The 12661-nt window shown below is 65.1% G+C and carries 10 protein-coding genes; 4 read left to right on the forward strand and 6 right to left on the reverse strand.

The window, feature by feature from the left end; all coding sequences use genetic code 11:
• The 3 genes from iolD to DFR48_RS18215 all read right to left on the reverse strand — a co-directional run bounded on the left by iolD (position 1) and on the right by DFR48_RS18215 (position 4673).
• Entirely contained in the window at positions 1–1821 is a 1821-nt protein-coding gene (gene iolD, locus DFR48_RS18205) for a 3D-(3,5/4)-trihydroxycyclohexane-1,2-dione acylhydrolase (decyclizing) (RefSeq protein WP_114364638.1), read from the reverse strand.
• A complete protein-coding gene (locus DFR48_RS18210; RefSeq protein WP_114364639.1) occupies positions 1818–3731 on the reverse strand; it encodes a bifunctional 5-dehydro-2-deoxygluconokinase/5-dehydro-2-deoxyphosphogluconate aldolase in 1914 nt (637 codons plus the stop codon). The genes iolD and DFR48_RS18210 overlap by 4 nt, the downstream gene beginning before the upstream one ends.
• A 123-nt stretch (positions 3732–3854) precedes the next feature.
• On the reverse strand, positions 3855–4673 hold the full coding sequence (locus tag DFR48_RS18215; RefSeq protein ID WP_114364706.1) for a MurR/RpiR family transcriptional regulator: 819 nt from the start codon (positions 4671–4673) through the stop codon (positions 3855–3857).
• A 166-nt stretch (positions 4674–4839) separates the two neighbouring features.
• Between DFR48_RS18215 and iolG the strand changes: the two genes are divergently transcribed.
• Positions 4840–5835 carry an inositol 2-dehydrogenase gene (gene iolG / locus DFR48_RS18220; protein ID WP_114364640.1) on the forward strand — a complete coding sequence of 332 codons (996 nt, stop codon included), beginning with the start codon at positions 4840–4842 and terminating at the stop codon, positions 5833–5835.
• Between the two features lie 75 nt (positions 5836–5910).
• On the opposite strand, the gene DFR48_RS18225 is transcribed toward iolG, so the two are convergent.
• Genes DFR48_RS18225 through DFR48_RS18235 form a run of 3 tightly spaced genes read right to left on the reverse strand, consistent with a single transcriptional unit; the run spans position 5911 to position 9045 of the window.
• On the reverse strand, positions 5911–6993 hold the full coding sequence (locus DFR48_RS18225) for an ABC transporter substrate-binding protein (protein WP_114364641.1): 1083 nt from the start codon (positions 6991–6993) through the stop codon (positions 5911–5913).
• On the reverse strand, positions 6990–8381 hold the full coding sequence (locus DFR48_RS18230) for a sensor histidine kinase (RefSeq protein ID WP_114364642.1): 1392 nt from the start codon (positions 8379–8381) through the stop codon (positions 6990–6992). Before DFR48_RS18230 ends, DFR48_RS18225 begins: the two co-directional genes overlap by 4 nt.
• Complete coding sequence (locus DFR48_RS18235) at positions 8368–9045, reverse strand: response regulator transcription factor (protein WP_114364643.1); 678 nt, start codon at positions 9043–9045, stop codon at positions 8368–8370. Before DFR48_RS18235 ends, DFR48_RS18230 begins: the two co-directional genes overlap by 14 nt.
• 371 nt (positions 9046–9416) lie before the next feature.
• Between DFR48_RS18235 and DFR48_RS18240 the strand changes: the two genes are divergently transcribed.
• The 3 genes from DFR48_RS18240 to DFR48_RS18250 all read left to right on the forward strand — a co-directional run bounded on the left by DFR48_RS18240 (position 9417) and on the right by DFR48_RS18250 (position 12615).
• Entirely contained in the window at positions 9417–10391 is a 975-nt protein-coding gene (locus tag DFR48_RS18240; RefSeq protein ID WP_210206015.1) for a Bug family tripartite tricarboxylate transporter substrate binding protein, read from the forward strand.
• Between the two features lie 203 nt (positions 10392–10594).
• Entirely contained in the window at positions 10595–11053 is a 459-nt protein-coding gene (locus DFR48_RS18245; protein ID WP_114364645.1) for a tripartite tricarboxylate transporter TctB family protein, read from the forward strand.
• A gap of 50 nt (positions 11054–11103) precedes the next feature.
• Positions 11104–12615, forward strand: a complete 1512-nt coding sequence (locus tag DFR48_RS18250; RefSeq protein ID WP_114364646.1) for a tripartite tricarboxylate transporter permease — start codon at positions 11104–11106, stop codon at positions 12613–12615.
• The last annotated feature ends 46 nt before the right edge of the window (positions 12616–12661 follow it).

Below are 12661 nucleotides of genomic sequence, written 5' to 3' on the forward strand. Positions count from 1 at the left end.
CTAGCGTCTTTCCTTCAGCGCTGCTTCATAACGGGTGCGGGCTTCGTTGACTTCCCGGCGGGCGGAGACTTCGGGGACCGCGACGTCCCACCAGAAGCCGCCGGCGTCGGGTGTCGGATATGGATCGGTGTCGATCACGATGACGGTCGGAGTCGTGGCATCGCGCGCGGCCTCCAGCGCTTCTTCGAGTTCGGCGACGGACGAAACCTTGCGGGCGTCGGCGCCCATCGACGCCGCGTGCGCGGCAAAATCGATGGCGATCGGGTTTACGTTGGTATGCGCATAGAGATTGTTGAACTCCGCGCCGCCGGTTCCCATCTGCAACCGGTTGATACAGCCGTAGCCGCGGTTGTCCGTGATCACGACGGTGATCTTGACGCCCATGGCGACGGCGGTCGCCAGCTCCGAATTCATCATCATGTAGGAGCCGTCGCCGACCATGACGACGACGTCCCGATCCGGTTCGGCCATCTTGATGCCGAGGCCGCCGGCGATCTCATAGCCCATGCAGGAAAAGCCGTATTCCATGTGATAGGAGAGCGGCAGCTTCGCCTTCCACAGCTGGTGCAACTCGCCCGGCATGGTGCCGGCCGCGCACATCACGACCGTGTTGTCGCGCGAGGCGCGCTGCACGGCGCCGATCACCTGCATGTCGGTCGGCAGCGCATTGCCGTCCTTCGGCGCGGCGGTGACGGCATCCGCCTCGGCGAACCAGGCATTCTTGAGATCGGCGTCGGGTGCGGGGAAGACCGCGTCGCCGAGCGCCGCCGACAGGCGTTCGAGACCGATCTTCGCATCCGCGGTCAGTGCGATCGCGTCATGCTTGGCGCTGTCATAGGGCTGGACGTTGAGGGCGAGGATCTTGCGCGCCGGGTTCTTGAAGAGCGCCCAGGAGCCGGTGGTGAAGTCCTGGAAGCGCGTGCCGACGCCGAAGACGAGATCGGCATTCTCGGCGACGATGTTGGCGCAGCCCGTTCCGGTCACGCCGACGGCACCGAAATTGAGGGGGTGGTCCCAGGCAAGCACCGACTTTCCGGCCTGCGTCTCGACGACGGGAATGCCGTGCTTTTCGGAGAAGGCCTTGAGCGTTTCGGTCGCGCCGGAGAAATGCACGCCGCCGCCGGCGACGATGACCGGGTTCTTCGCCGCCTTCAGCGCCGCGACGGCCGCCTCGAATTCCGCTGCATCCGGTTCCGGGCGACGCTGGCGCCACACCCGCTTTTCGAAGAAGCTTTCGGGATAGTCATAGGCCTCGGCCTGGACGTCCTGGCAGAAGGCGAGCGTCACCGGCCCGCAATCGGCCGGGTCGGTCATCGTGCGCATCGCCCGCGGCAGGGCGGTCAGCAACTGTTCCGGGCGGGTGATGCGATCGAAATAGCGGCTGACCGGCCTGAAGCAGTCGTTGACCGACATCGTGCCGTCGCCGAAATCCTCGAGCTGCTGGAGGACGGGATCGGGACCACGATTGGCGAAGACGTCGCCGGGTATCAGAAGGACCGGCAGGCGGTTGACGTGGGCGAGTGCGGCGGCCGTCACCATGTTGGCGGCACCCGGCCCGATCGAGGAGGTGACCGCCATGGCGCGACGCCGGCGAAGCTGCTTCGAATAGGCGATCGCCGCATGGGCCATCGACTGCTCGTTCTGGCCGCGATAGGTCGGAAGCTGATCCCGGACCCCGTAGAGCGCTTCCCCGATGCCGGCGACATTGCCGTGGCCGAAGATCGCCCAGACGCCGGCGATATAGGTCTCGCCATGCTCGTTCATCTGATTGGCGAGGTAGCGCACCATCGCCTGAGCGGCCGTCAGTCTCACCGTTTTCATGCCTTTCCTCCCTTGGCGCGCGCCTTGTCCCAGACCGCGCAAAGACTGCTGTAGCGTCCCGCCATCTCCGCGACCGCCTCGGCGTCGGTGATCGTGCCGGCGAGCCAGCCCCGGGCGGCATCGCCGAAGATCGTGCGCCCGACGGCAAAACCCTTGACCAGATCAAAGCCGGCCGCAAGCGCGAAACTCTCCTCCAGCTCGGCGGCAGGAGCGTCGAGCCCCAGCACGACAATGCCGCGGGCATAGGGGTCGTTGCGGCGGACCGCCTCGCAAGCATTCGCCCAGGAGGCTTCGGTCTTCATCGGCTCCAGCTTCCACCAGTCGGGATAGACGCCGATCTCGTAGAAGCGGTCGATGATCTTCGCGACCGTGTCGTCGTCCGTCGGGCCGACCTTCGAAGGGATGACCTCAAGCAGCATTTCGAGCCGATTGCGCCGGGCCGCGGCAAAGAGCCTCGCGACCGTTTCTTCCTGGTTCGCGCGCAGCTCGGGCGGATCGTCGGGATGGTAGAAACAGAGCACCTTGACCACATGTTCGACCGGCCATTCGCAAAGGCCTCCGAAATCAGGGCCGATCTCCGCCTCCAGTGTCAGCGGTCGCGAGCCCGGCCATTCGACGGGGCGGCCGATCCAGAGGCCCGAGCCGGCGGCACGGTAGAGCGTATCGCGTCCGAGCCGCCCGTCACAGAGAATGCCGTAACCGCTGCCGCCTGCCGCGACCTGCTGGGCCGCCTTCAGGCAGAGTTCCTTGAATGCGCCGATGCGTTCCGGCGCGGCACCCGCTTCCTCTGCCATGGCTTCGAGCTGCATGCGGTGGTCGAAGGCGAAGACGCGCATGACCGGCCAGTCGGTCTTGCGGTTCGTCGACCAGTGCACCTGTTCGAGGGCGGCGTCCTTGCGCAGCGCCTTGTTGCGGATACCCCGTTCGAAGAAATACTGGAGCTCCTCCCAGCTCGGATAGGCAGGTGTGCAGCCGTGGCGGGAGACGGCGAAGGCGCCGCAGGCATTGGCGTATTTGAGGCTCGTCGGCCAGTCCTCGCCGGTGAGCCAGCCCTTCAACAGGCCCGACATGAAGCCGTCGCCGGCGCCGAGAACATTGAAAACCTCGATCGGAAAGCCCTGACCCTTCTGGCCGGCGTCGAGGCTGTCGGGGATCTCGCCCTCGAAAACCACGGCGCCCATCGGGCCGCGCTTGCAGACGAGCGTCGCCGGCGTGATGCGGCGCACGGCCCGCAGAGCCTCCAGCGTGTCGGTCGACCCGCCGGCGATATGAAATTCCTCTTCCGTACCGACGATCAGGTCGAAGAGCGGCAGCGTCGACTGCAGCTTGGCGGTGACGGCGCGGGACTCGATGTAGCGGCTTTCGCCGGCGCCGTGGCCGGCAAGGCCCCAGAGGTTCGGCCGGTAATCGATATCGAGCGCGGTTTTCGCGCCGTTTTCACGCGCGAGCCCGAGCGCCTTGAGGACTGCCTTTTCGGTGTTCGGATGGGAAAGATGCGTGCCGGTCGCGCAGACACAGCGTGCATCGGCGATGAAGGCCGGATCGACGTCGTCCTCGCAGAGCGCCATGTCGGCGCAGTTCTCGCGGTAGAAGATCAGCGGAAACTGGTCCTGGTCGCGGATGCCGAGGATGACGAGCGCCGTCAGGCGCTCGGGATCGGTCTTCACGCCGCGTACGTCGACACCTTCGCGGACCAGTTGCTCACGGATGAAACGCCCCATGTGCTCGTCGCCGACGCGGGTCAGCAGCGCCGACCTGAGGCCGAGCCGTGCCGTGCCGGCGGCTATATTGGTCGGCGAACCACCGATATACTTGTTAAAGGAGGCCATATCCTCGAGCCGTCCTCCGACCTGTACTCCGTAGAGATCGACGGACGAACGGCCAATCGTGATCAGATCGAGTGATGTCAAAGCCTGCCTCCCTGTTCGCGGACGGTGCGGCCGCCCTGCCGTTCACGCAGCCCTCCCCGACAGGCCGCTGTCTCACAGGTTTTGAACTTTATATTCCATTTTTGGAAATTTCAACACAGATATTCAATTTTCTTGCCGGGCCGTTCCAACCGCGACCGAGAGCGTGATGGCAAGGCAGAGCGTAGCCGAAAGCGAGCGAAAAGCGCCGAAATCGACCTCGGAGACGAGCAGCGTCTGGGCGTTCGATTTCCGCAGCGGACTGACGATCGTGTCGGTGATCGCCACCACCGGAATGCCGCGTGCGGAAACCGCTTCGACGATGTCCAGCGTCTCCGCGGAATAGGGCGCGAAGGTGATGGCGAGCAGCGCATCGCCAGAGCGGACCGCATGGCGGTTGTCGAGCTTGCCGACGGCACTGTGCAGCATGGCCGGCACGCCCATCTTCTCGAAGGCATAGGCCATGTAGCTCGCGACCGGGAACGACCGGCGCATCCCGATGATATGCACCATGTCGGCGGCGGCGAGCGTCTTCACCGCCTCTTCGAGAGCCGCCGGGTCGACGGTCTTCAGCAGGCCTTCGAGCGAGGTGCGGCCCGCTTCGACGAATTCGGCAAGCAATGCGGAGGGGCTACCCTCCGCCTTTTCGCGAAGATGATGAAGCCTGGTCGAATAGTCCGGCCAGCCACCGACATAGGACTCGCGGAAAAGCTTCTGCATTTCGGAGAAGCCGGAAAAGCCGAGAATCTGGCAGAAGCGCATGAATGCCGACGGCTGCACGCCCGCGCCTTCCGCCATTTCGGCGACGGTGGAAACGGCGATCCGGTCCTTGTTGGAGGCGACGTAATCGGCACATTGCCGCAACCGCTTCGGCAGCTTTTCGGAGACCTGGAGGAGCCTCTCCTCGAAGCCCTTGATACTGGTCGGGGCGCTCGTCTCTCCCATCATCATCCTTTCCCATAAGCCTATTGACATAGACGATGCCGCAATCTAGCAAAATGGAACATATATTCCAAACAGAGATTTTCGGCGGCGGTCGCGCGCCACGGAATCTATCCGCAGACCAGCGATGCCGCCCGCTTATAGGACGCGGCGCAGGGAGGAAAGCAAGATGGTAACGAGACTGGCCCTTCTGGGTGCGGGACGAATCGGAAAGGTGCATGCGAAGGCGATCGCCGAGGACAAGCGGGCGAAGCTCGTCGCCGTTGCCGACGCCTTCCCCGAGGCCGCCAACGCCATCGCCTCCGCCGCCGGCTGCGCCGTCAGGACGATCGACGAGATCGAGGCCGACAAGGATATCGACGCGGTCGTCATCTGCACGCCGACCAACACCCATGCCGACCTCATCGAGCGCTTTGCGAAGGCGGGCAAGGCAATCTTCTGCGAGAAGCCGATCGACCTCGACGTCGCCCGCGCCAAGGCATGCCTGGAAACGGTGCGCCAGACCGGCGCCAAGGTGATGCTCGGCTTCAACCGCCGCTTCGACCCGCACTTCCAGGCCGTGCGCCGGGAGATCGACGCCGGCACGATCGGCAAGGTCGAGATGGTGACGATCACCAGCCGCGATCCCGGCGCCCCGCCGGCCGAATACATCAAGGTCTCGGGCGGCATCTTCCGCGACATGACGATCCACGACTTCGACATGGCCCGCTTCCTCCTCGGCGAGGAGATCGAGACGGTCGTCGCGACCGGCTCTGTCCTCGTCGATCCGAAGATCGGCGAACTCGGCGACTATGACAGCGCCTCGCTGATCCTCACCACGAAGAGCGGTCGCCAGGCGGTCATTTCCAACTCCCGGCGCGCGTCCTACGGCTACGACCAGCGCATCGAGGTGCACGGCTCGCTCGGCGCCGTCTCAGCCGAGAACCAGCGCCCGGTCTCGATCGAGGTGGCGACCAAGGACGGCTATACCCGCCCACCGCTGCACGACTTCTTCATGACCCGCTATACGGCCGCCTATGCGGCGGAAATCTCCGCCTTCATCGACAGCCTCGAAAAGGGTACCGCGCCGTCACCGTCGGCCGAGGATGGGCTGATCGCACTGGCGCTCGCCGATGCAGCGCTGAAATCGGCGAAAGAGAACAAGGTCGTCCGCGTCGAGCTCTGAGGCGACCTCTTCCGCATGACCGAGGTGAAAATGCCGGCGCTTCCTGCCGGCATTTTTCTTGGAGGGCCTTTGGACTCAACGCACCGGCCGCGCGAAGAGGTCCATCCAGCCGGCGATGAAGCGTTCGCGCTGCGCCTTGTCCTGAGCGGCGAGAAGGGCGGGCCCGATGCGGATCGGCCGGCCGATGCCTGATTCCATCAGTGCCGGCGGACCATCCACGCCGGCGGGCAGCGGTGCCCGCTCGGAGAAGAAGAAAGCCTTCTCGCGGGCGACGCGCTGGCCGCGGCCGGACAGCAGGTAGTCGAGGAACCGGGCCGCCAGGTCCGGGCGAGCGGACCTCGCCGGGATCAGCACGCCGCGTGACAGCACGAGTGTGTAGTCGCGCGGCACGACGATCTTCAGATTCGGATTCTGCAGGTAGGCGGCATAGGCATAAGAACCGAGAATATTGTAGGCGATGCGGAGATTGCCGCTCGCGATCCCGCCGAGCACCTCGCTGTTGCAGCAACGGGTGACGGCTTCCGCACGGCTGAAGCTCTCCAGCAGCCGCCCATAGACCGTCGGCGCCTGGCGCGCATCGTTGAAGGCGAGCAGATAGCCGATGCCCGAAGCCTGTACGTCATACGTCCCGATGCGCCCGCGGTAGACATCCGGCTTGCGCCGCAGGAGTTCGGAAAGCTCCTCATGGGTATGCGGCACATCTTCGGGTGGCACACGCGAACTATCATAGACGATGACGGCTGGCTCGAAGGTGAAACCGTAAACCTCCTCGCGCCAGTTCGCCCAGTCGGGCACCTGCGCCGTCACGAAGGAGCGGTGCGGCCGGGCACAACCGTCATTGGCGAGTTTCACGAGCTGGTCGACCGACGACGAGAGCCAGAGATCGCCGTGGACACGGCCTTCGCGGCAGGCCGCTTCCGCCTCACGGAAGAGGTCGTTCGTCACGTAATCGGTGAATTCGACCGTGACCTCCGGCATCGTCTCCTGGAAATCGAGGATCAGCGGGCGGATCGCGCTGAGGTCGGTCGCGCCATGGATGACGAGCTTCGCCTTCTCTCCCGAAGGAGCAGGAAAGACCGCGCGTTCCCCCTCGATCGCGAAGGCCGGCGCAGTCCAGAGGCCGGCGAAGAAAACGACGGCGGCAGCGATACGGTTCATGATTTCCCCTTGCTGCGCAGCGGCAGCTTCAGCACCACGGTAAACCCATGCTCCTCGTTCCTCGACCGGAAGCTGAGCTCGCCGCCGAGGGCTGCCGCCACCTCCGAGGAGATGGCAAAGCCGAGGCCGGCACTCCCCTCGCCCGATTTCGACGTCACGAACCGCCTCGTCACCTGGCCCCAGTCCGCCTCCGGAATACCCGGACCGTCGTCCTCGACCTCGACCAGCCCGAATTCCGGTGTGTGGACCACGCGCACCTCCAGCCGTGAGACCGTGCCGTGGCGCAGCGAATTGTCGATCACGTTGACGATCGCCTCGCGCAGGCTGAGTTCGTCACCGAGCACGACGACGTCCTCGTCCGGCGCCTCGAACGAGACGACGATATCAGGATCGATCGTGATCGGGATGGCGGCCCGGAAGGCCTTGCGGGCGACCCGCGTCAGGTCGAGCGGCGCGAGCTGGGCGGAATCGAAGCGATGGATGACCATCGCATGGTTGAGCAGCTGATTGGTGAAGCGGGCGAGTTCGCCGGCGCGGTTGCGCACCCGCTCGAGATGCCGGCGGTCGCTTTCGGGCAGGTTGCTCTCGTCGATCAGGCTGACCTGCGCCGAAAGTGCGGTGAGCGGCGTGCGGATCTGGTGAGCGCTGTCGGCGATGAAGCGCTGTAGGAGCTTCACGCGCTCGTCGAGCCGCCGCACGAAATGGTTGATCGAGGACACGAAGGGCGAAAGCTCGCGCGGTACGTCGACCGCAAGCGGCGTCAAATCCTGGGGATCGCGCGCGACGAGCGTTTCTCCGAGGGCAGAGACCGGCCTGAGCGAATAGCGGATCGCAAGCGCCGTGCCGGCGAGAGCGAGCGCACTCATGGCCGCGACCAAGGCCAGCGCCCGGGTGGAGAGCTCGGAGGCGAGCGCCTGCCGCGCCTGCGTCGTCTGTCCGATCACGACGTGAGCCCAGCCGGAGGTGGAGGGGTCCGAGATCGCCTTGCCCGCCACGATCACCCTGAGCGGCTCGCCGCGATAACGCATGTTGATGAGAACCGGACCGGGCCGCGCCCCTGCGAGATCAATGTCAGGCGTGAGGTCTTCGTAACCGGTCATCGTCCGGCCGCCGGCGTCGATGACGCGGTAGAAGATGCGGTCGCGCCCGGCGAGCCCGAGCAGTTCAAAGGCCGACGATGGCAGGTTGACGACGAGCTTGCCGTCCTCGACCGTCAGCCCTTCGAGCATCTGCAGCGCGGCACCTTGCAGAAGGCGGTCGTAGGCCTCGTCGGCGGCCGTCCGCACGTAGAGCCACGCCGCACTCATCAGGATCGCTGCGCCGACGGTGAGAACGATGGCGACACGCAGCAGAAGGCGGGAGAAGAGGGACGATTCAGGCCTGTACATCGGCAACCAGCTGATATCCGACGCCACGGACGGTGACGATGCGCGCGTGGGCTCCTTCGAGTTTCTTGCGCAACCGGCCGACATAAAGCTCGATCGCGTTGGGGCCGGCCGGTTCTTCGAAGCCGAAGAGCTGATCGAGAAGCTGATCCTTGCTGAACACCCGGCCGGGGCGGGTCGCCAGGATTTCGAGCAGCGTCATCTCCCGGCGCTTCAGCTGCACCTCCCGCTTGCCGACGCGCACGCTCCTGTTGGCGCGGTCGAGCACGATATCGCCGCAGGCGATGATGTTGGTCGCCTCGCCGCCGCTGCGCCGGCGCATCAGCACGCGGGCGCGCGCCTCGAGTTCACGGAAATCGAAGGGCTTGACGAGATAGTCGTCGGCGCCGAGGTCGAGCGCGCTCACCCGGTCGTCGATCTCGGAACGAGCCGTCAGCACCAGGACGGGAACCGCGTTGCGGCTCTGGCGCAACCGCTTCAGTATCTCGAAGCCGTCGATGCCCGGCAGCATCACGTCGAGAATGACCAGGTCGTATTCGGTGAAATCGAGAATGTCGGAGGCCGCACGACCGTCCGTCTCCCAGTCGACCGTATGACCGATCGCCTCGAAACGACGGATGATCGCTTCACCGACATCGTGAGTATCTTCCACCAGCAGAATGCGCATGACTGACCGTGGCACGGATGGCCCCGCCGATCAAGCACAGGCTCGGGCCGGGGCATGCCTAACGCTTCTTAACACCCGTGACAGCATTGTGACAGGTTTGCGTCCTAAAACAGGCGAGCCTGATCCGGGAGAGAGTGCCGGGCAGGTATGGGGAGGAGCACTCCGAAAAACGACTGCCGAATGCGACCGTGGCCAGGCCTCGTCGCGACGACGCCCCGTAGACGGGCGACCGAAGGCATATGGTTTCTCTTCCCCGATCATGGAGCACCTTCTTCACGCGACGAGGGACGCGCCGCAAGACGAACCGCGCGAGGCGGTCCCGAGAAAGGAACGGGATCGCCGGGCGCCGAAGATCACATGGGAGAGAGATGATGATCCGTTTTCTGACCAAGACCCTGGCGGGAGCCGCACTGGTGACGCTCGCCGCCGGCACGGCCGCTTTTGCCGAACCGGCGAAGCCGGAATGCCTTGCCGGCGCCAAGCCCGGCGGCGGTTTCGACCTCACCTGCCGGCTCGCCGCCAATGCGCTGCTCGAAACCAAGGAAATTTCAACGCCGATGGCGGTGACCTACATGGAAGGTGGCGTCGGTGCGGTCGCCTACAACCACGTCATCGGCAAGCGCGCGACGGACGGCAACCTGATCACCGCCGCGTCCTCCGGTTCGGCACTCCTCATCGCACAGGGCAAGTTCGGCAAGTATGACGAAAACGCCGTCCGCTGGCTCGGCGCTCTCGGCGCAGACTACGGCGTGCTCGTCGTCTCGGCAGATTCCCCCTACAAGACGCTCGGTGAGCTCGTTGAAGCCTACAAGGCTGATCCGAACAGCTTTGCCATCGGCGGCGGCGGTGCCGTCGGCTCGCAGGACTGGATGAAGGGTTCGCTGCTCGCCAAGTCGGCTGGTCAGGATCCGAAGGCCATGCGCTACGTCGCGCTCGAAGGCGGTGGTGCGGTTCTGACCGCGCTCGAAGGCGGCCACATCAAGGTCGGCTCGGGTGACGCCGCCGAAATGGGCAAGCACCACCTTGCAGGCAAGGTCCGCATCCTCGCCGTCATGGCACCGGAACGTCTGTCAGGCGAACTCTCCGGCGTCCCGACTGCTCGCGAACAGGGCTTCGATATCGACTGGCCGGTCTGGCGCGGTTACTATGTCGGCAAGGACGTATCCGACGCCGATTACGACTGGTGGGTCTCCACCTTCGAAAAGATGAGCAAGACGCCGGAATTCGCCAAGGAGCGTGAAGCCCGCGGCCTCTTCGAATTCACCCTGCTCGGCAAGGATTTCGACAAGCGCGTGAAGGACGACGTCGCCCGCTTCAAGATCCTAGCCAAGGAAGCCGGCATGTAATTGCCGCCTGAACCCGCACGACGGGACCTTCCGGGAGAAATCCCGGAAGGTCGTTTCCGGGCGGCCCGCCTGGTCGCCGCGAGAGCGTCATGCCCGAAATGCCGCGACCCGAAGGCACGGTTTGTGCCGCACGGCAGAGCCGTCGCACGCACATTCGGTCCGTTCGTGCAAGCTGTTCCCTCTCGAAGAGTGGAGACCGATCCATGTCAGACCATAGCAGAACAACCCTCCTCACCGGACGCATCGGCGCGATCTGCGTGCTCGCCTTCGCGATCGCCTACGGCATCGGCGCGAGCCGCATCGACTATTCCTTCTCCTCCGATCCGCTGGGGCCGCGGGCCGTGCCCCTGATCCTCGCCGGCATTCTCGGTGTGCTCGCGCTCTTCTATCTGCGTTCGCCGGGAAGCGCGGAAGGCTTCCCTTCCGGGGTACTTCTGCTGCGGGTGCTGGCCGTTCCGGTCATACTGATCGCCAGTGTTGCGGTCTTCGAGCCTGCGGGCTTTGCCGCGTCGATCTTCTTCCTGACCTTCGGCACCGGGATGATCTTCGGAGCCCCGCCGCTCAAGGCTGCGATCGGGGCTGCCGGTCATGCCGCGCTGTGGTGGGTCATTTTCGCCTGGCTGCTCGAGGTCTATCTGCCGGTCGGCGCGCTCTTCAGCTGAGCCGACGGCACCACCGAACACGTCTCCCCTAACCGGGAAAGGTCATAGTCATGAACTTCGAATATCTCGCCCAAGGCTTCGGCGTCGCGCTGACCTGGCAGAACCTGCTGATCGGCTTCGTCGGCTGCTTCATCGGCACAATGGTCGGCGCGCTTCCGGCGATCGGGCCGATCAACGGCATCGCGCTCCTGCTGCCGATCGCCTACACCATGGGGCTGCCGCCCGAAAGCACGATGATCCTGCTCGCCTCCGTCTATTGCGGCGCCGAATACGGCGGCCGCATCTCCTCGATCCTCCTCAACGTCCCCGGCGATGCCGGCGCCGTCATGACCGCGATGGACGGCTATCCGATGGCAAGACAGGGCCGCGCCGGCGAGGCGCTGGCGCTTTCCGGCCTCTCCTCTTTCGTCGGCGGCATCCTCGGCTCGATCGGACTCGCCCTCTTCGCACCGCTCCTCGCGGGGCTGGCGATCGGTTTCGGCCCGGCGGAATATTTCGTGCTGATGGTCTTCGCCTTTGCCACCCTCGGCTCGATGGTGGGCGACCAGCCGGTCAAGACGCTGATCGGCTGCACGCTCGGCCTCATGCTGGCGACCGTCGGCATCGACGCGACCTCCGGCGCATACCGCTTCACTTTCGACCAGCCCGAGCTGGGTGACGGCATCGAATTCGTCGTGCTGGTCATCGGCCTCTTCTCGATCTCCGAAGCCCTCATCATCCTGGAACACCAGGGGCGCGGCTTCACCATGATCCGCGATCTCGGCCGGATGACCGCCCAATGGGCGGATGTCGTGAAGTGCACCGGCACCGCACTCAGAAGCTCGGTGATCGGCTTTGTCGTCGGCGTGTTGCCGGGAACCGGCGCCTCGGTCTCCAGTGCGATCTCCTACACCACCGCAAAGCGCATCTCCGACACCGAAGGAACCTTCGGCAAGGGTGACGTCCGCGGCCTGGCGGCCCCGGAAGCCGCCAACAACGCGACCGCCTGCGGCGCCTTCGTGCCGATGCTCACCCTCGGCGTTCCGGGTTCGGGTACAACCGCCGTCATGCTCGGCGCGCTGATGCTCTACAACATCCAGCCGGGCCCGATGCTGCTTGCCGAACGGCCGGAGATCGTCGGCGGTCTCGTTGCCTCGCTCTTCGTCGGCAACTTCATCCTGCTCGCCCTCAACCTGCCGCTCGTCAACATCTTCGCCCGCGTCCTGACCGTTCCGAACTGGCTTCTGGTTCCGGGCATCCTGGTGCTTTCGATCGTCGGCGTCTATTCGACCCACGCATCGGTCTTCTCGATCTTCCTGATGCTCGGCATCGGCATGATCGGCTGGCTCCTGCGCAAGGCGGGCTTCGACATGGCACCGCTCATCCTGGGTTTCGTGCTCGGCCGCGTCATGGAGGTGAACCTGCGCAACGCACTGGCGATCAGCGGCGGTGATCCCTCGATCCTCTTCCAGAGCACGATCTCGATCGTTCTCTGGGTCATGGCCGCAGGCGTCGCGATCCTGCCATGGTATCTGTCGTACCGTACGAAGAAGCGGATCAGGCAGGCGGCTCTGACCGCCTGACGATCAAAGAAGGCTCCCGAGAGAGCGCCGCGCCGACCGCTTGCTC

Source organism: Ciceribacter lividus (genome assembly GCF_003337715.1).
GTDB classification, from domain to species: domain Bacteria; phylum Pseudomonadota; class Alphaproteobacteria; order Rhizobiales; family Rhizobiaceae; genus Allorhizobium; species Allorhizobium lividum.